The organism is Nonomuraea sp. NPDC003214 (genome assembly GCF_053590035.1).
Window position 1 is genome coordinate 244,923 of sequence record NZ_JBSFSX010000008.1, and the last position, 18,162, is coordinate 263,084.

The window sequence follows — 18,162 nt, forward strand, 5'->3', positions numbered from 1 at the left end:
GCCGGGTTACGTTGACCGGGTCCAACGCGGGAGCCCGGTGCGACCGGGCTGAGAGGACGGCTGCCCAGCCGCCGACCGCCAGAACCTGCTCCGGGTAATGCCGGCGAAGGGAGTTGCGCGATGAGCGACGCGCGTTTTTCCAAGGTCTACACCGGGGATCTCCGCGTGCCGATGCGCGAGATCAGACTGTCCAACGGCGAGCGCGTCCGCCTCTACGACACCTCGGGCCCGTACACCGACCCGGAGGTCACCGTCGACCTGGCCCGGGGGCTGGCGCCGAGGCGCGCGGAGTGGATCCGGGCCCGCGCAGGCGGGCCCGTCACGCAGGTGGGCTGCGCGCGGGCCGGGACGATCACGCCCGAGATGGAGTTCGTGGCGGTCCGGGAGGGCGTCGAGCCGGAGTTCGTCCGGCAGGAGGTCGCCGCGGGCCGGGCCATCATCCCCGCCAACGTCAACCACCCCGAGTCCGAACCGATGATCATCGGCCGCAACTTCCTCGTGAAGATCAACGCCAACATCGGCAACTCGGCGGTCACCTCCTCGATCGCCGAGGAGGTCGAGAAGATGACCTGGGCCACCCGGTGGGGCGCCGACACGATCATGGACCTGTCGACCGGCCGCGACATCCACGCCACCCGCGAGCGGATCATCCGCAACTCCCCCGTCCCGGTCGGCACCGTGCCGCTCTACCAGGCGCTGGAGAAGGTCGGCGGGCAGGCGGCCGAGCTGTCGTGGGAGGTGTTCCGCGAGACGCTGATCGAGCAGTGCGAACAGGGCGTCGACTACATGACCGTGCACGCCGGCGTGCGCCACGCGTTCGTCCCGCTGACCGCCGGGCGCAAGACCGGCATCGTCTCCCGGGGCGGCTCCATCATGGCCGCCTGGTGCGTGGCCCACGGGCGCGAGAGCTTCCTGTACGAGCGCTTCGCCGACATGTGCGAGATCTTCGCCGCCTACGACGTGTCGTTCTCGCTGGGCGACGGCCTGCGCCCCGGCTCGATCGCCGACGCCAACGACGAGGCCCAGTTCGCCGAGCTGCGCACGCTGGGAGAGCTGACCAGGATCGCCCGCGACCACGACGTCCAGGTGATGATCGAGGGCCCCGGCCACGTGCCCATGCACAAGATCAAGGAGAACGTCGACCTCCAGCGCGAGATCTGCGACGACGCCCCCTTCTACACGCTCGGCCCGCTGGTCACCGACATCGCGCCCGGCTACGACCACATCACCTCGGGCATCGGCGCCGCCATGATCGGCTGGTACGGCACCGCGATGCTCTGCTACGTCACCCCCAAGGAGCACCTCGGCCTGCCCAACAGGGACGACGTCAAGACCGGCGTGATCACGTACAAGATCGCCGCGCACGCCGCCGACCTCGCCAAGGGCCACCCGCAGGCCCAGGCGTGGGACGACGCGCTGTCGGACGCCCGGTTCGAGTTCCGCTGGGAGGACCAGTTCGACCTGTCGCTCGACCCGGCCACCGCGCGGGCCTTCCACGACGAGACGCTGCCCGCCGAACCCGCCAAGAACGCGCACTTCTGCTCGATGTGCGGGCCCAGGTTCTGCTCGATGCGGATCAGCCACGAGCTGCGCGACCTCACGGGACGATGACGGCCCGGCCGACGATCTCGTTGTCGTGCAGGCGCTGGTACGTGCGCGGCGCCTCGTCGAGCGAGTGCGGCTCCACGCGCACGCCGATGGCGCCCGACCGGGCCAGCGCCAGCACCTCGATGAGCTCGTCCCGGCCGCCCCAGTAGGGGACCGACACCGCCATCTCGTACGGGCCGCTGCCGAACCCGACGGGCAGGCGGCCGTCGGCCACCCCGACGATCGTCACGTCCGAGCACACCCCCGCGCACGCGCCCGCCAGCGTCACGGTGGGCTGGATGCCGACGAAGTCCAGCACCAGGTCGGCGCCCAGCCCGCCGGTCAGCTCCCGCACCCGGCCGGCGGCGGCCTCGTCGGAGATCACGGTCTCGTGCGCGCCGATCTCCCTGGCCAGCTCCAGCTTCTCCTCGCTGATGTCGAGCGCGATCACCCGCGTCGCGCTCATCGCCCGCAGGATCTGGACCGCCATGTGGCCCAGCCCGCCCGTCCCGATGACCACCGCCGTGCTGCCCGGCACCAGCTTGGCCAGGCTCCGCTTGATCGCGTGGTAGGGCGTGAGCCCCGCGTCGGTCAGCGGCGCCGCCTGCGCCAGGTCCAGCCCCTCCACCGGGACCAGGTGGCGGACGTCGTCGACGATCATGTACTCGGCCATGGCGCCGGGAGCGCCCAGGCCGGGCGGCTTGATGGCGAGGTCCTGGGCCCGGGTGCAGTAGTTCTCCGCGCCCCTTGAGCAGTTGCGGCAGGTGCCGCACCCCCACGGCCCGTACACCACCACGTCCTGGCCCACCTCGACGCCCGTCACCCCGTCGCCGAGCGCCGCCACCGTGCCCGCGCCCTCGTGGCCGAGGATCAGCGGCAGGCTGCCCCCGACGAGCAGCGGGTTCTCGATCACCGCGATGTCCGAATGGCACATCCCGGACGCCCTGACCCGGAGCAGCACCTCACCGGGAGCCGGCTCGGGGTCGGGCACCGTCACGACCTCGGGCATGCTCCCCTGGCCGGCCAACTGGACAGCTTTCATGCCTCTCCTCGCTTCCCGAGCCCCTCCCCCGGTACATGCCACGTTCCGGGCGGCCGAAATCCCGAGCTCAGAACAGCGTCGGCGGCTCGGCGGGCATCGGCTCGGGCAACGGCTCCAGCCCGGGAACGCGGGCCCGTACCTCGTCGTGGAAGCGCCGGGCGAGCGGCAGGGCTTCGGCGTTGTCCGGCGTGTGCACGAACACCGTCGGCGAACGGCCCTCGCGCAGCCACCCGGCCACCGTGCCGACCCAGCCCTGCCAGCCCGCCACCGTCCGGTCCACGTCGTCCCTGCCCAGGTAGCGGACGATCGGCCGGTCCGTCAGCGCCCGCGCCCGGCGCGGGACGCGCGGCTTCTTCGTCCACGCGTCACGCTCGGCGTCGCTGGTCGGCGGGCTGCCGAACAGCGTCGTGGTGTCGAACGGCACCCACTCCGCGCCCGCCCCCGCCAGCACCCGCTCCAACTGCCCCACGGCCCGCTCGTCCTCGAAGAACGCCCGATGCCGCACCTCCACCGCCGAGCGCAGCCCCGCGGGCAGCCTGCGGAGGAACGCGGCCAGCGCGCCCAGGTCACCCGGCCCGAACGACCCCGGCACCTGCACCCACAGCGCGTGCACCCGGGGCCCCAGCGGCTCCATCGCGTGCAGGAACGCCCCCAGCTCCTCCTGCGCCCCCGTCAGGCGCCGCTCGTGCGTGATCGCCTTCGGCAGCTTCACCACGAACCGGAACCCCGGATCGGTCTGGGCCGCCCACGTCTCCACCGTGCTCCGCGACGGCGTCGCGTAGAACGTCGTGTTGCCCTCGACCGCGTTGCACCACGTCGCGTACGCCCGCAGCCGCTCGCCCTGCGCGAGCGGATGGGGGAGGAATCGACCCTGCCACGGCGCGTGCGTCCACATCGCACAACCCACATGAAGCCGCATGCACCCGACGCTATCGGGTCTCCGCACCGGCCCGCCGGTTCGCGGCGCGGGCCGTGACGGCGCCCACCGCGCAGACGAGCGCGAACCCGAACAGCACGTACCGGGCCGAGGTCAGCATCGACGCGCCCCCGGCGTTGAGCAACACCCCGGCCACCGCCGTGCCGAACGCGATCGACAGGCTCGTCACCGTGGCGATCGCGGCAGCCGCCTGACGGCCCTCCGCCGGATCCGACGTGCTCGACATCGCCGCCACCGACAGATGCGGATACGCCAGCCCGATCCCCGAACCCGCCACGACCAGCACCGGAGCCCACACCAGCATCAGCCGGCCCGGCGCCGCGTCCCTCAGCAGCAGGCCCTGCGCGAGCAAGCCCAGCGCCAGGACCAGCGGCCCCAGCACGCACAGCCGCCGCACCACGCGACCGCCTGCCGCTGAGGCGCTGCCGAGCTGCGTCAGCGACCAGCCGAGCGAGACCGCCGCACCCAGCAGCCCCGCCGTCACCGGAGGCAGCCCGCCCAGCCGCTGCGCGAACAGCGGGACGAACGTCTCGACCGCCACGCCGAACGTCAGCAGCCCGATCGTCAGATACACCCACTTCAGCGCCGACCCCGCCGTGTAGGTCGTCCGGGGGAACACCCGCCTCCCGCTGCGCCGCTCATGCGCCACGAACCCGCCGACCAGCAGCAGCGCCACCGCGACCCCGGCCGCCATCGCCGCCGTCCCGGGCAGCACCCCGGCCAGGCTCACGGCCACCGTGGCGGCCGTCACCAGCACCAGCGACACCACCGGCACCGGCGTCCGCCCTCCCCCGCGCTCACCGCGCGGCACCACCCGGGGCACGATCGCAGCGCACACCGCCCCGATCCCCGCCATCGCCACGAACGCCAGCCGCCAGGACCCGAACTGCGCGAACAGCCCCCCGAGCGCCGGACCCGCGAAGTTGCCGACCCCGTACATCGCCGACATCAGCGCGTTTCCGCGCGTCCACAACCGGCGCGGCAGCGCCGAGTGGATCACCGCGAACCCCAGGCCGGACAGCAGCCCCGCCCCGAGCCCCTGCACGCCCCGCCCGACCAGCAGCACCGGCATCGCCGGGCTCACCGCGCACGCCAGCGACCCCGCCACGAACACGCCGAACCCCATCAGGTACGCGCCCACGTTCCCCCACCGGGCCAGCACCCGGCTGACCAGCATCGTCGCGATCACCATGGCGACGAGGTAGAACGTCATGTTCCAGGCGTAGAAGCCGGCGCCCCCGATGTCGGCCACCGCCGTGGGCAGCAGGCTGGAGGCCAGGTAGATGTTGATCGCGCCGACGAGCACACCACCCGCCAGCACCACCGCCGAACCCAGATGGCGCGGGCCCAGCAGTTCCCGCCAGGACGCGGCCTCGACCGCGTCGTCCGTTGAAGTCATGGCTTCAAGCGTGTCGTTGCACCGGCCCCGGAGACTTCCCGCGCCCAGCGCCCCCGCCCACCAGCAAGCCCGGTGGGCGAACCCTCCACCCTCGGTCGAAGGCGCCTCTATCTGGGCGATCTTCCGGGAGGTACGTTGCTTGCATGTCCGCATTACGCAAGGCCGTCGGAGCAGTGGTGGCACTCGTCGTCGTGGCCGGGACGCCCGGCGCGAGCACGGCCGAGGCGCGAGCGCCGGAGAACGCCGTCATCGTGTGGGACAGGAACGCCGAGACGGCGATCTGGGAGGTGGCCAGGCAGCAGCCGCAGGTGCAGGCGCGCAGCTTCGCCATGGTGCACGGCGCCGTCTACGACGCGGTGAACGCGATCGCCGGCAGCCCGTACGAGCCGTATCTGGTGGCGCCGAAGGCCGGCGGGAGCGCGTCGGCGGAGGCGGCCGTGGCGTCGGCGGCGTTCGGCGTGCTGCGGGCGCTGTTCCCGGAGCAGCGGGAGAGGCTGGAGGCGCAGTACGGCGAGTCGCTGGCGGCGGTCCCCGACGGGGCGGCCAAGCGGCGCGGGATCGCGGTCGGGGCGCGGGCGGCCGCGGCGATGGTCGCGGCGCGCCGGGACGACGGGGCGTTCGGGGATCAGACGTGGCCGACGGGGACGGAGCCGGGCCGGTGGCGGCCGACGCCGCCCGGCTTCGGGTCGGACGGCGCCTGGGTGGGCGAGCTGAAACCGTTCATGCTCCCGCGGCCGTCGATGTTCCGCACCTCGGGCCCGCCGGCGCTGACCAGCGAGCAGTACGCGCGCGACTTCAACGAGGTCAAGGCCGTCGGCGGCAAGGACAGCACGCTGCGCACGGCCGACCAGACGCAGGCCGCGATCTGGTGGCACGACCGGCACCTGGCCGAGTGGGAGATCAAGCGGCAGCTCGCCACGACGCAGCGGCTGAGCACGCTGCGGACGGCGCGGATGTTCGCGATGGTCGGCATGGCCGAGGCCGACGCGACGATCGCCTGCTACAACGAGAAGGCGCGGTGGGCGTTCTGGCGGCCGGTCACCGCGATCCGGGAGGCCGACGGCGACGGCAACCCCGAGACGGCGGCCGATCCCGGCTGGACGCCGCTGCTGGTCACGCCGCCGCATCCGGACTACACGTCCGGGCACACGTGTTTCAGCGGGGCGGGCATGTCGGCGCTGACGCACTTCTTCGGCCGTGACGACATCCCGTTCAGCGGGTTCAGCCACGACGCCGGGACGACCAGGCACTTCCGCGGCTTCTCACATGCGCTGGCCGAGGTCACCGAGGCGCGGATCTGGGGCGGCATCCACACCCGCGCGGCCGACGTGGCCGGCGCGAAGATCGGCAGGCAGGTGACCGCCTACATGGTGAAGCACCACTTCAGGCCGAGGCGCTGACGGATCAGGGCCGGTCCGGCGCGGACCGGCCCTGACGCCGTGACTAGGCCAGGTCGAACCGGTCCAGGTTCATGACCTTGTTCCAGGCCGCGACGAAGTCCGTCACGAACTTCTCCTTGGCGTCGTCGCTGGCGTAGACCTCGGCGACGGCACGCAGCTCGGAGTCGGAGCCGAACACCAGGTCAGCGCGGCTGCCGGTCCACTTGACCTCGCCCGTGGCGGCGTCGCGCCCCTCGAACGTGGTCGCGTCGCCGGACGTCGCCTTCCAGGTCGTGCCCAGGTCGAGCAGGTTGACGAAGAAGTCGTTGGTCAGCACGCCGGGCGTCGCGGTGAAGACGCCGAGCTGCGAGCGCTGGTAGTTGGCGCCCAGCACGCGCAGGCCGCCGACCAGGACCGTCATCTCGGGGGCGCTCAGCGTGAGCAGGTTGGCCCGGTCGATGAGCAGGTATTCGGCCGGGAGGCGGTTGCCCTTGCCCAGGTAGTTGCGGAACCCGTCGGCGGTCGGCTCCAGGGCGGCGAACGACTCGGTGTCGGTCTCCTCCTGGGAGGCGTCCACCCGGCCCGGCGTGAACGGGACCTGGACGGCGAAACCGGCGTCCTTGGCGGCCTTCTCGACGCCCGCACAGCCGGCGAGCACGATCAGGTCGGCGAGCGAGATCTGCTTGCCGCCGGTCTGGGCGCCGTTGAACGCCTTCTGGATGCCCTCCAGCGTGCCGAGCGTGGTCGCGAGCCGGTCGGGGTCGTTGACCTCCCACCCGATCTGCGGCTGGAGGCGGATGCGCGCGCCGTTGGCGCCGCCGCGCTTGTCGCTGCCGCGGAACGACGAGGCCGACGCCCACGCGGTGGACACCAGCTCCGACACCGACAGGCCCGAGGCCAGCACCTGCTCCTTGAGCGCGGCCACGTCGGCGGCGTCGACGAGCTCGTGCGTCACCGCGGGCAGCGGGTCCTGCCACAGCAGCACCTCGGACGGGACCTCCGGGCCGAGGTAGCGGGCGACCGGGCCCATGTCGCGGTGGGTCAGCTTGAACCACGCGCGGGCGAAGGCGTCGGCCAGCTCGTCGGGGTGCTCCAGCCAGCGCCGGGTGATCTGCTCGTAGATCGGGTCGTAGCGCAGCGACAGGTCGGTGGTCAGCATCGTCGGGGCGTGGCTCTTCGACGGGTCGTGCGCGTCGGGCACGGTGCCCTCGCCGGCGCCGTCCTTCGGCCGCCACTGGTGGGCCCCCGCCGGGCTCTTGAACAGCTCCCACTCGTACCCGTACAGGATCTCCAGGAAGCTGTTGTCCCAGGTCGTCGGCGTGTTGGTCCAGATGCCCTCAAGGCCGCTGGTGATCGTGTCGCCGCCCTTGCCGGTGCCGAAGCTGTTGCGCCAGCCGAGGCCCTGCTCCTCGATGGAGGCGGCCTCGGGGTCGGGGCCGACGTGGTCGGACGGGCCGGCGCCGTGCGTCTTGCCGAACGTGTGACCGCCGACGATCAGGGCGGCCGTCTCCTCGTCGTTCATCGCCATCCGGCGGAACGTCTCGCGGATGTCGCGGGCCGCGGCGAGCGGGTCGGGGTTGCCGTTCGGGCCTTCGGGGTTGACGTAGATGAGGCCCATCTGGACGGCGGCCAGCGGGTTCTCCAGCTCGCGGTCGCCGCTGTAGCGCTGGTCGCCGAGCCAGGTGGACTCGGGGCCCCAGTAGACGTCCTCGTCGGCCTCCCACACGTCCTCGCGGCCGCCGGCGAAGCCGAACGTCTGGAAGCCCATCGACTCCAGCGCCACGTTGCCGGACAGGATCAGCAGGTCGGCCCAGGAGAGCTTGCGGCCGTACTTCTTCTTGACCGGCCACAGCAGGCGGCGGGCCTTGTCGAGGTTGGCGTTGTCGGGCCAGCTGTTGAGGGGCGCGAAGCGCTGCTGGCCGGCCCCGGCGCCGCCGCGGCCGTCGCTGATCCGGTACGTGCCCGCGCTGTGCCAGGCCATCCGGATGATGAACGGGCCGTAGTGGCCGAAGTCGGCGGGCCACCAGTCCTGCGAGGTCGTCAGCACCTCGGCGATGTCCCGCTTCACGGCCGCCAGGTCGAGGCTCTTGAACTCCTCGGCGTAGTCGAAGTCCCCGCCGAACGGGTTGGCCACGACCGGGTTCTTGGCGAGAATCCTCAGGTTGAGCCGCTCCGGCCACCACTGGCGGTTGCCGCCGCCCTGGGTGGGGTGCGGGGCGCGATCGTGCGCGACCGGACAGCCTCCCGTTGCCTCCGTCTTCGGGTCGGTGACGATTGCATCATGGTTCTCGGACATGGAATCCTTCCGGGATTTTCTTGCTCAGGAGCTGGAACATCGGGGGCACAGGCCCCAGTAGATGACCTCGGCCTCGTCGATCGCGAAGCCGTGGTCGTCGGCCGCGCTCAGGCACGGCGCGTGGCCGACCGCGCAGTCGACGTCGGCGACAGCGCCGCACGACCGGCAGACGATGTGGTGGTGGTTGTCGCCCACGCGGCCCTCGTAGCGGGCGGCGCTGCCGGCGGGCTCGATCCGGCGTACGAGCCCGGCCGCGGTGAGGGCGTGCAGCGCCTCGTACACGGCCTGCAGGGAGATGTGTCCCACACGGTCACGCACCCCGGACGCGATCGCCTCGACGCCGAGGTGGTCACCGTCCCGGACGGTCTGGAGCATGGCGACGCGGGCGGCGGTCACCCGCAGGCCGGCCCCGCGCAGCTCCTCGGCGATGGTCGGTGCGGTCATGGCCGCCAAACTTACCTACGCAAAGGCGAACGGTACAAGATAACGAATCGTTTAATTTTGGTGCCGCGCCGGATAGCTCGGCTCCCCCGCCGGCACCGCGCCTCCAGTATCGCCGCGCACCACGTCCGAGCCCCCGCGTAACACGCGGAAAAGGCACGCCGGACGCAGGAGCGCCGACGGCGGATCGAGGAGGTTGGCCACCCGCAGGAAGCGACGGCCGAGCTCGGTGTCGTGCTCGGCGGCGCGATGGAAGCGCTCCAGATAGGCGTTCACCATCTTGATCTTCGCGGTGCGCCGGCCGCGCACCCCGGGCAGGCGCAGATCGTTGGCGGCCACGATGTCCCACGGCGCGTCGACGACCCGGGCGATCGACCGGAACAGCTCGCGGGCGGGCCGGTCGCGCCTGGCCCACTCGCCCAGCCGCAGCGCCTCCACGGCGGCCACGCTCATGCCCTGGCCGTAGATCGGGTTGAACGCGCACACCGCGTCACCCACGACCGCCAGCCCGCGCGGGAAGCGGGGCAGCCGCTCGTACCGCCGCCGCACGCTGGCCGGGGTCCGGTGGTGGGCCCCCTCGTCCAGCGGCTCCGCCCGGGAGACCAGCTCGTGGATGTCGGGCGCGGGCAGCGACCTCGCGTACGCGACGAAGCTGTCGAGGTCGGCGGGCGGCGCGTCGCCGTAGCCGCCGATGGTGACGATCCACCGGTCGCCCTCCATCGCCAGCGCCACCCCGGCGCGCGGCACCGCCCTGGTCGCCGCCATGATCACCACCGGGTCCCCGGCCAGGTCGTCGGGCCTGCGGCGGAACACCCGCGTCGTGTACGTCAGGTCGATCTCCACCCGCTCCTCGGCGGGCGCCGGGAACCCGAGCTGCCCCAGCCACGCCGGCATCCGCGAGCCCCGCCCCGACGCGTCCACCACCAGGTCCGCGCTGACCGTCTCCCCCGAGACGAGCCGCACCCCCGTCACCCAGTCGCCGCTATGCGTCAGGTCGGCCACCTGGCTCTCCCCGGCCACCTCCACCCCCGGCAGCGCGCTCACCCGCCGCCGGATCTGCCCCTCCAGCAGCAGCCGGCTCACCAGCAGCCCCGGCATGCGGCCCGGCGCCGGAGCCAGCCGCCGCCCCTCGTTGATCCACCGGCAGTCCGCCTGCAGATCCCCGCCGAACGCCCCCCGCTCCATCAGCTCCACCGTCAGGCCGGGAAGCAGCAGCTCCATCACCTCCAGCCCGCGCGCCAGCAGGCCGTGCGCGTGCCGGCTCTGCGCCGTGCCGCGCCGGTGCACGTCCTCCCCGGGCAGCCGGTCCCTGTCGAGCACGGTGACCCGCTCGGCGATCCTGCTCAGCGCGGCGGCGGCCAGCAGGCCGGAGACGCTGGCTCCGATGACGACGGCATGCCTCATGACACCCACGATGACCGCGGCCCGTCCGCCACCCCACCCCTAAACCACGGGACGAACCCGCTATCACCGGACACGCCCTTTTCGGACCCCACTCGTTTCCGGACCCGCTGTCACCGGACGCGCTTTCCCGGACGCGCTTTTCCGGACGGGACAGGCGGAAAGCCGCGCGATACCCTTGGGGACCGCCTTCACAGCGCCCCCGAGCAAGGACCGATTCCATGAGACGACGGGTCACCCTCGCCGCCGCCCTCCTGATCGCCTTCGTCCCCGTCGGCCATGCCCAAGCCGCCCCCGCCCAGGCCGCCGACGCCGCCCCCGATCCGGCGAGCGCGCTCAAGCGGCAGCTCCGGCACGAGCACGGCGTCCGCGTCACCGAGACCACCCGCTACTCCTTCGGCACGAAGGCCAAGCCCGCCGGGACCCGGATCACCGGCCGCGTCCAGCTATCCCCGTCGGGCCCGGTGGCCGCCGACCTGTCCTGGCGCGACCTCGGCGAGTCCAGGTCCCACCGGGTGATCCGCGTCCGCAAGGACGTGTACGTCAGCCGCAGCCACGTGTCCGGCCCGGTCCCGTCCGGCAAGAACTGGATCATCTACCCCGACCGCCACCGGGGCCGCTTCGGCCGCGACCTGGCCGGGGACGCCAGCCTCCAGCCCATCGACGTGTACGACCCGGCCCTGGTGAAGGCCCTGCTGAAGTGCTCGACGAGCAAGGCCGTCCCCGGCGGGCGCCTCTACCGGGGCACGATGAGCTACGCGGAGCTGCGTAAGACCGCCAAGGGCACACTGGTCAACTGGTCGTCCGGCAAGGCCATCACCGCCCGGAGCAAGGGCAAGGTCTCCTGGCAGCTCTGGACGGGCCGTGACGGGCTGCTCAAGCGCCTGATCACCAACGACACCGCCGGGACGGGCAAGAGCCCCCTGGTCAAGCGGAGCGACACGCGCTACACCGGCTGGGGGTTCCGCCTCGCCGTCACCGCCCCGCCCGCCGACGAGGTCATCACCGAGGCCGCCCTGCTGAAGTACACCCGCGACGAGAACACCCCCATCCCCGAGGACTCGGGCAACACCTGATCCGGTCGCCTCAGGGAGGGTGATGTCCGTGCGCGAGCCGGCGGCGGGAGCGTTACGCGCCGGCGCGGTCCTGGCCGCGTCCGGGCCGGTGATCCTCACGACGTTCGGGATCGGCAGACCGGGCACCGGCTGGTTCTGCGCCACGACCGTCCTGCCGGGGTGATCGGGCTGCCGGTCGTCCTCGTCGCGCTGGCGGCCACCGCGCACTCCCACTGGTGGCTGCTGGTGCCGGCGGCCGGGTTCATCCGCCGGGGACGCGACTGGGTCCTGAGGCGGCCGACGGTGCGGGCCTCAGGCCTGGGGCGGCTCGGCGTGGGGGTCGTGCTCGCCGTCGTCGTCGTCTGGGCGGCCCTCTCGTCCTTCACGCCGACGCGGTGAACGTCCGCCGAGTCGGGCGTACGCTGAACCCGCAGGTGACGGACGGGAGGCTGACGTGGCCGAGACGACGGTGGCCGAGGTGATGGCCGAGCTGGCCGAGCTCGAGGACCCCAGGATCCGCGAGGTGAACGAGAAGCACGGCGACGACCACGGGGTGAACCTCGGCAAGCTGCGCGCCCTCGCCAAGCGGCTGAAGACGCAGCAGGACCTCGCGCGCCGGCTCTGGGAGACGGGCGACACCGCCGCCAGGCTGCTGGCGATGCTGATCTGCCGCCCGAAGGCGTACGAGCGGGACGAACTCGACGCCATGATGCGCGAGGCGGGCACGCCCAAGGTGCACGACTGGCTCGTCAGTTATGTGGTGAAGAAGAGCCCGCACGCCGAGGAGCTGCGCGTGGCCTGGTTCGCCGACCTTGACCCGGTGGTCGCGAGCGCCGGCTGGGCGCTGACCTCCGAACGGGTGACGAAGAAGCCCGAGGGGATCGACCTCGCCGGGCTGCTCGACCTCGTCGAGAAAGAGATGAAGGACGCCCCAGAACGGCTCCAGTGGGCGATGAACACCTGCCTCGCCCAGATCGGGATCGAACACCCCGAACACCGCGCCCGCGCCCTGGCCATCGGGGAGCGGCTGGAGGTGCTCAAGGACTACCCGACCTCGCCGGGGTGCACGTCGCCGTACGCGCCGATCTGGATCGGCGAGATGGTGCGCCGGCAGCAGGCGGCGTCGTAACAGATTCCCGGGCCACAGGGTCACGGGGCCCGTCGTGGACCCCGTGACCGTGCGTACGATTCTCGCCCGGACCCGCATGGATCAGGCGGCGTCGAGAGCCGCGGTGATCTTGCGGGCCATGTCCGCCAGGGCGGGGCTGGGCTCGCCCTTGTGGATCTGCGCCGCCGCGTCCACGGCGACGAGGACGGTGCCCCGGAAGTTGGCCGCCTCGGCCGGGTCCTGCTGGTCGAGCAGGCGCATCGACTCCGTCAGCGCGGGCAGCACCTGGTCGGCCAGCGTGGCCACGGTCCTGCCGTACTTCACGCCCTTGGGCGCCTTGGCCAGCACGTGCCCGACCAGCCCGGTCGCCGAGGTCAGCGCGATGGACCCCTCGGTGGCGACCCGGTGCGCCGAACCGGCGGCGCCGGCGGCGGACATCAGCGAGACGGCGCCCCAGGCGGCGACGCGGAGGGTGAGCTTGTCCTGGTCGGTGAGGGAGATGGCGATGGTCATGAGACGCTCCTTCTGAGCTGTACGGTGCCTGTCGGCCGGGTGGTGCGGTTCGCAGTGGCGAACCGTTCATGTCCCCAACTTTCGCCGACCGCCCTGACACCAGATCGTCGCCGCCCTGACACGGCCCCTGATACCGGGACGAGATGACACGATGGGCGCCATGCGAAAGATCATCACCGCCGGGCTCGTGGCCCTGCTCATCCCAGCAGCCGCCCCACACCCCGCCCAAGCCGTGGCCGCCGACACGTACCCCGACTACGCGACCCTCGCCGCCAAGGAAGTCGAAGGCCGCGACTACCTGCGCCTGCGCCGCCTCCCCCGAGGCGCCAAGGTGGCGCACATCGCCATCCACGGCGGCGCGATCGAGTCACCCACCACCCAGCTCGCCGACCACGCGGCAGGCACCAAGCACGCCTTCTACTCGTTCGTCGGCATCAAGCCCGACAGCAACAGCAAACTCCACATCACCTCGACCCGCTTCGACGAACCTCGCGCGCTCAAGCTCGTCGCCGCCGTCGACCGCACCGTCTCCTGGCACGCCGCCGCGGCCACCCACGCGACCACCTACGTCGGCGGCCGCGACGCCCGCCTGGTCGCCAAGGTCACCGCCGCTCTCAGGAAGGCCGGCTTCCCGGTGGCGGCCACGGTCCCCGACCGGATCAACGGCACCAGCCCCCGCAACATCGTCAACAAGAACAAGCGCCGCATGGGCGTACAACTGGAGATCAGCAAGGGCCAGCGCACGCGCTTCTTCAAGGGCGGCAAACTGTCCAGGGCCTGGGTGGAGAACCCGGCCAACCGCACCAGCGCCTTCTACCGCTACATCAACGCCGTCAACAGCGCCCTAGCCTCCTGACCAGCGCCTTTGGGGAGCGCGGGTTCCCTCCCCGTCAGCCGTCCCGCCGGGCCGCGGGCACGAACCCACCTCGGACCTTCCCGCCGTCGGCCAGAGCAGCCCAGCCGTCCGCCGCACCGTGCGAGTCGACGCCCAGCACGACCACACCACCGGCCCCATCGACGGCCTCCAGCCAGGCGAAACGCTCCTCGGCCTCCTCAGGACCGAGTCCATGTCAGCAAGATCCAGGGATTGCCCAAACAAGCCGAAAGGCCCGTCCCAGATTTCCCTGGTAGCACGGGCCTTCGTTTCGGGGTGCGGAGCCGGCGTCAGCAGATGAGGGCGACTCCCACAGTGAAGGGGATGCTGTGGTACGGCGTGTGCTCGGAGCGCTGTCCGGTGGACACGCAGGTGCCGACCTCGTGCCAGGAACCGACGCCAGCGTTGGGGTTGGGGTGACTGACATAGATGAGGACGGCGTACCGGGCGTAGCCGGCGCAGATCGCCCAGGCGGTCTTGGGACTATCCACGCCGGTCGTGCAGTTGGGGTCGGCGTTCGCCGGAGAGGCCATGCCGAAGAGGGCGGAGGCGGTGAGGAGAGCTGTGGCGGACAGGGCCGCGGCGTGCTTTTCTGAGGTGCATCTGCTGACCTCCAGCAGGGTTGGCTGGTGCGCGGACGGTCCCCGAAGGTGGTGCACTCTTAGGAAAGCTTCTTATTAGAAAGAAGCCGGACGCAGCGCTTAGTCAAGGGCGAGCGCCTTTTTGCTTCGGTGTGCGCGAGCCACGTACCTCCGCGCGGAGGTCAGCTGATCCGTGGGCTTCCAGGAACCATCTCCGGCGCACCGTCAGGGCCAGCGAAGACAGCTGTGCGGCCATGTAAAAGGCCCTCCGGGATGATCCCGGAGGGCCTTTCACCTGCTGCGCGGCCGAGAGGACTCGAACCCCTAACCTTCTGATCCGTAGTCAGATGCTCTATCCATTGAGCTACGGCCGCTCGCTGCGTAAGCAAGCATAGCGGGTCCCGAGCGATGCCTCGAACCAGTTACGCCGATCGCGCGTCTTCGGTCTCCACCTTCTTGGGCCAGAGCGTGTGGCTCACCGGCCAGATCAGGGCGATCGCCGGCACTCTGACGAGTTGCAGGACGAACATCCGAAGCTCCTCCGTACGCGCCGGGTCGCCCACGAGCCAGGTCATGAGCAGGACGACAGCCCAGGCGATCCCGTACGCCAGCAGGATGAGCAGCCAGTAGCGCCATTCGTAGAGGGTGCGGGCCCTGCCGCCGGGTGGGGGTTTCGGGGGCGGGGGGCCGCCGGCGAAGCGGTGGTGGAACTTGGCGTCGGCCCAGCGCAGGGTGCGGTGGCCGAAGACGACGGAGTACGCGAGGTAGGCGGCCGCGAGGCCGTGCTTGAAGTCGGCCACGGCGCCGCCGCGCATGTCGATCACGGCGGCGGTGAGGAGGACGACGTCCAGGAGGGGGACGCTGACCAGCAGGGCCGTGCTGAGGCGGCGGCGCTTCCAGAGATAGCGGCAGGCGAGGCCGAGTCCGAGGAGGACCCAGAAGCCGATCTCGCACGCGATCAGGATGGCGACAATCACGCTGTCCAGTCTTGCGGGCGCTTTGGGCGGTTTCCTCCGCCAGGAAAAGGAACCTGTGGATACATCGAAGGGTGTATCCACAGGCGGCCCCGCGAAGGAGGGAACCGGTGGTCCGGGGTGGTGGGATAGGAGGCATGAAACGCGTGCCGCTGCTGGCGGGGCTGGCCTTCGCGGTGGGTCTGCTCCTGATCGCGGCTGGAGCCTACATCCCCCGCGACCCGCCCGCGTGGCAGCCGTCCCGGTGGATGATGGCGGTGCCGCTGGCGATGGTGTGCCTCGCCACGCTGGGGCGCACGCGGGCGCCGATGGCCTCGCTGGGGCTGGGCACGACCGGGATCCTGCTCGACACCGTGGTGGGGCCGTCGCTGGGCACGGTGCTGGTCTACACGGACAATCTGTACGCGGCCGCGCTCTACGGGCCGGCCAGGGCGTCGCGGTGGCTGTTGATCGGCACGACGATGATCGCGGTGGTGTCCGGGGCGGTGGGCGGGTTCCTGGCGAGCGACTGGCGGGTGCTGGCGCTGATCAGCGTGCAGCTGGGGCTGGTGCTGGTGTCGCCGGTGACGACGGCCCAGGTGCTGCGGCAGCAGCGCGACCGGGCGGTGGCCGAGCGGACGCGGGCCGAGCAGGTGGCGCGGCTGGCCGAGCTCGACCGGCAGGCGGCGATCACGGCCGAGCGCACGCGGATGGCCCGCGAGCTGCACGACATGATCGCCAACCATTTCAGCGCCATCGCCATCCAGTCCACGGCCGTGCTGTCCCGCAAGGACCTGGACCAGGGCACCGTGCGAAAGATCATGGAGTCCGTACGTGAGAACAGCGTGAAGGGGTTGTCCGAGATGCGGTCCATGATCGGGTTGCTGCGGCAGGCGGGTGAGGAGGCCGAGGCGGTGCGGCCACGGCTGGCCGACGCGGAGGGCCTGGTCGAACGGGCCCGCGGGTCGGGGATGGAGACGTCGTTGCGCGTCGAGGGCGAGCCCCGGGAGCTGCCTCCGCCGGTCGATCTGGCCGCGTTCCGGATTCTTCAGGAGGCGTTGACCAATGCGCTCAAACACGGCGAGCAGCCGGCGAGCGTGCACATCCGCTACGAGGCGCGGCAGGTCTCGGTGACCGTGGACAACGCGGTCAACGGGCGTGACGCGCGGCTGCCGGGCGCCGGCGCCGGGCTGGTGGGCATGCGGGAGCGGGCCGCGCTGGTCGGCGGCACGTTCGAGGCCGGGCCGCAGGGCGACGGGTGGCGGGTCACGGCACGGTTGCCGACCTCTGGACAGGATGACGGGAGCGCGGGATGAGCATCAGGGTTCTGGTGGCCGACGACCATGCGGCGGTCCGGGCCGGGATCGTGCTGATCCTCGACGGCACCGACGACATCGAGGTCGTGGGCGAGGCGGCCGACGGGGTGGAGGCCGTGGCGCTGGCCAAGGAGAAGCGGCCGGACGTGGTGCTGATGGACGTGCGGATGCCGCGGATGGACGGCATCTCGGCCACCAGGGAGCTGGTCGGGGTGGCCGATGTGCTGATCTTGACGACGTTCGACGTGGACGAGTACGTGTTCGGGGCGTTGCGGGCGGGGGCGGCCGGGTTCCTGTTGAAGAACACCGACGCCGATTCGCTGGTGGAGGCCGTGCGGCTGGTGGCCAGGGGGGACGGGCTGATCTCGCCGGCTGTCACGAGGCGGCTGATCACGGCGTTCGGCGAGCAGGCGCCGCCGGTGCGCAAGGAGGCGGTCGATCCGGCCGGGCTGACGCCGCGCGAGCGGGAGGTGCTGGCCTGCATCGGGCGCGGGCTGTCCAACGCGGAGATCGCCCGGGAGCTCGACATGGCGGAGGCGACGACCAAGACCCACGTCAGCAGGGTGCTGAACAAGCTGGGGCTGAAGAGCCGGGTTCAGGCGGCCATCTATTACTCGGAGGGGCTATAGGGCGGTCTGAGGCGGTTCATGCTGGGCAGGGCTGAGGGGTGGGGCCGGGCGCGGGGCAGCAATATCGGCCGGTATGTATAGCCAAGTGAAAGTGTCGCCCCCTAACCTTTGCCGGACCAGGGGGGAGAGCCGATGACCACACCACCGCCGCCGCCGCAGGGCCCGGACGACCCGGCGTGGCGCCAGCCACCCCAGGGGCCACAACAAGGGCCGCCACAAGGACCTCCGCACGGGCCGCCGCCGCACGGGCCGCAACAAGGGCCGCAGCATGGGCAACAGCAGTGGCCGCCGTACGGGCAACAGCATGGGCCGTGGCCGCCTCCGCCGCAGCCGCAGGGCAGCTCGGCGGGGATCGTGGTCGGGCTCGCGCTCGCCGGGGTGGCGATCTACAGCGTCATCAACGTCATGGTCGTGTTCGGGGTCCTCATGGTCGCCGGCTCGGCCATGGGCGGCGACAAGGCGGGGGTCGTGATCGGGGCGGCGGCCGCGTTCCTCGCCCTGGTGGGGCTCGGCGTGGGCGTCGGCCTGCTGCTGATGCGCAAGCCGTGGTCGATCGGCACCGGGCTCGGGCTGATGATCGGCTGGGCGCTGTGGTCGATCGTCACGGCGGGGCTGTGCACGGGTCTCAACCCGAGCCTCTACGGCGGCTGA

General features: G+C 71.8%; 18 protein-coding genes, 1 tRNA gene and 1 riboswitch. Of the genes, 10 read left to right on the forward strand and 9 right to left on the reverse strand.

What is annotated here, in order from left to right; all coding sequences use genetic code 11:
- Positions 1-16 precede the first annotated feature (16 nt).
- A riboswitch (TPP riboswitch) is annotated at positions 17-129 on the forward strand.
- Positions 121-1,611 (forward strand): phosphomethylpyrimidine synthase ThiC, encoded by a 1,491-nt coding sequence (gene thiC / locus ACWDXC_RS26090; RefSeq protein WP_449986189.1) that lies wholly within the window; start codon positions 121-123, stop codon positions 1,609-1,611. (Overlaps the previous riboswitch by 9 nt.)
- Here thiC and ACWDXC_RS26095 read toward each other — a convergent pair.
- The 3 genes from ACWDXC_RS26095 to ACWDXC_RS26105 form a co-directional block, all read right to left on the reverse strand.
- Entirely contained in the window at positions 1,598-2,629 is a 1,032-nt protein-coding gene (locus tag ACWDXC_RS26095; protein ID WP_219498822.1) for an NAD(P)-dependent alcohol dehydrogenase, read from the reverse strand. The two genes, thiC and ACWDXC_RS26095, sit on opposite strands and share 14 nt — an antisense overlap.
- A 67-nt stretch (positions 2,630-2,696) precedes the next feature.
- The gene (locus ACWDXC_RS26100; RefSeq protein WP_364168229.1) at positions 2,697-3,548 is read right to left on the reverse strand and encodes a DUF72 domain-containing protein; all 852 of its coding nucleotides are present in this window, start codon (positions 3,546-3,548) and stop codon (positions 2,697-2,699) included.
- 10 nt (positions 3,549-3,558) lie between these two features.
- Positions 3,559-4,965: an MFS transporter gene (locus tag ACWDXC_RS26105; RefSeq protein ID WP_449986190.1), complete on the reverse strand. Its 1,407-nt coding sequence runs from the start codon at positions 4,963-4,965 to the stop codon at positions 3,559-3,561.
- A 143-nt stretch (positions 4,966-5,108) separates the two neighbouring features.
- Here ACWDXC_RS26105 and ACWDXC_RS26110 point away from each other — a divergent pair, with 143 nt between their 5' ends.
- Positions 5,109-6,365 carry a vanadium-dependent haloperoxidase gene (locus ACWDXC_RS26110; RefSeq protein ID WP_449986192.1) on the forward strand — a complete coding sequence of 419 codons (1,257 nt, stop codon included), beginning with the start codon at positions 5,109-5,111 and terminating at the stop codon, positions 6,363-6,365.
- 43 nt (positions 6,366-6,408) lie between these two features.
- Here the strand turns inward: ACWDXC_RS26110 and katG are convergent, their stop codons facing one another.
- The 3 genes from katG to ACWDXC_RS26125 are packed head-to-tail and all read right to left on the reverse strand — an operon-like array spanning position 6,409 to position 10,485.
- Positions 6,409-8,640: a catalase/peroxidase HPI gene (katG, locus tag ACWDXC_RS26115; protein ID WP_449986194.1), complete on the reverse strand. Its 2,232-nt coding sequence runs from the start codon at positions 8,638-8,640 to the stop codon at positions 6,409-6,411.
- A 24-nt stretch (positions 8,641-8,664) separates the two neighbouring features.
- Positions 8,665-9,084: a Fur family transcriptional regulator gene (locus ACWDXC_RS26120; RefSeq protein WP_357591772.1), complete on the reverse strand. Its 420-nt coding sequence runs from the start codon at positions 9,082-9,084 to the stop codon at positions 8,665-8,667.
- 51 nt (positions 9,085-9,135) lie between these two features.
- Entirely contained in the window at positions 9,136-10,485 is a 1,350-nt protein-coding gene (locus tag ACWDXC_RS26125; protein ID WP_449986197.1) for an FAD-dependent oxidoreductase, read from the reverse strand.
- Positions 10,486-10,703: 218 nt separating this feature from the next.
- Here ACWDXC_RS26125 and ACWDXC_RS26130 point away from each other — a divergent pair, with 218 nt between their 5' ends.
- The 4 genes from ACWDXC_RS26130 to ACWDXC_RS26145 all read left to right on the forward strand — a co-directional run bounded on the left by ACWDXC_RS26130 (position 10,704) and on the right by ACWDXC_RS26145 (position 12,666).
- Positions 10,704-11,558 (forward strand): hypothetical protein, encoded by an 855-nt coding sequence (locus ACWDXC_RS26130; protein ID WP_449986199.1) that lies wholly within the window; start codon positions 10,704-10,706, stop codon positions 11,556-11,558.
- A 22-nt stretch (positions 11,559-11,580) separates the two neighbouring features.
- Positions 11,581-11,721, forward strand: a complete 141-nt coding sequence (locus ACWDXC_RS26135; RefSeq protein WP_449986200.1) for a hypothetical protein — start codon at positions 11,581-11,583, stop codon at positions 11,719-11,721.
- The gene (locus ACWDXC_RS26140; RefSeq protein ID WP_449986201.1) at positions 11,718-11,936 is read left to right on the forward strand and encodes a hypothetical protein; all 219 of its coding nucleotides are present in this window, start codon (positions 11,718-11,720) and stop codon (positions 11,934-11,936) included. The genes ACWDXC_RS26135 and ACWDXC_RS26140 overlap by 4 nt, the downstream gene beginning before the upstream one ends.
- A gap of 82 nt (positions 11,937-12,018) precedes the next feature.
- Positions 12,019-12,666 (forward strand): DNA alkylation repair protein, encoded by a 648-nt coding sequence (locus ACWDXC_RS26145; RefSeq protein WP_449986602.1) that lies wholly within the window; start codon positions 12,019-12,021, stop codon positions 12,664-12,666.
- 81 nt (positions 12,667-12,747) lie between these two features.
- Here ACWDXC_RS26145 and ACWDXC_RS26150 read toward each other — a convergent pair whose 3' ends face one another.
- Complete coding sequence (locus ACWDXC_RS26150) at positions 12,748-13,158, reverse strand: hypothetical protein (protein ID WP_449986203.1); 411 nt, start codon at positions 13,156-13,158, stop codon at positions 12,748-12,750.
- A gap of 160 nt (positions 13,159-13,318) precedes the next feature.
- On the opposite strand from ACWDXC_RS26150, the gene ACWDXC_RS26155 reads away from it, so the two are divergent.
- The gene (locus ACWDXC_RS26155; protein WP_449986204.1) at positions 13,319-14,014 is read left to right on the forward strand and encodes a poly-gamma-glutamate hydrolase family protein; all 696 of its coding nucleotides are present in this window, start codon (positions 13,319-13,321) and stop codon (positions 14,012-14,014) included.
- A 900-nt stretch (positions 14,015-14,914) separates the two neighbouring features.
- On the opposite strand, the gene ACWDXC_RS26160 is transcribed toward ACWDXC_RS26155, so the two are convergent.
- Both ACWDXC_RS26160 and ACWDXC_RS26165 read right to left on the reverse strand, forming a co-directional pair.
- Positions 14,915-14,987: transfer RNA gene (locus tag ACWDXC_RS26160), tRNA-Arg, on the reverse strand.
- A 48-nt stretch (positions 14,988-15,035) separates the two neighbouring features.
- A complete protein-coding gene (locus tag ACWDXC_RS26165; protein ID WP_449986206.1) occupies positions 15,036-15,590 on the reverse strand; it encodes a hypothetical protein in 555 nt (184 codons plus the stop codon).
- 134 nt (positions 15,591-15,724) lie between these two features.
- Here ACWDXC_RS26165 and ACWDXC_RS26170 point away from each other — a divergent pair, with 134 nt between their 5' ends.
- The 3 genes from ACWDXC_RS26170 to ACWDXC_RS26180 all read left to right on the forward strand — a co-directional run bounded on the left by ACWDXC_RS26170 (position 15,725) and on the right by ACWDXC_RS26180 (position 18,162).
- Positions 15,725-16,882: a sensor histidine kinase gene (locus ACWDXC_RS26170; RefSeq protein ID WP_246643591.1), complete on the forward strand. Its 1,158-nt coding sequence runs from the start codon at positions 15,725-15,727 to the stop codon at positions 16,880-16,882.
- Positions 16,879-17,511, forward strand: coding sequence for a response regulator (locus ACWDXC_RS26175; protein WP_449986207.1), 633 nt, complete (start codon positions 16,879-16,881; stop codon positions 17,509-17,511). The genes ACWDXC_RS26170 and ACWDXC_RS26175 overlap by 4 nt, the downstream gene beginning before the upstream one ends.
- 132 nt (positions 17,512-17,643) lie before the next feature.
- Positions 17,644-18,162 (forward strand): hypothetical protein, encoded by a 519-nt coding sequence (locus ACWDXC_RS26180; RefSeq protein WP_449986209.1) that lies wholly within the window; start codon positions 17,644-17,646, stop codon positions 18,160-18,162.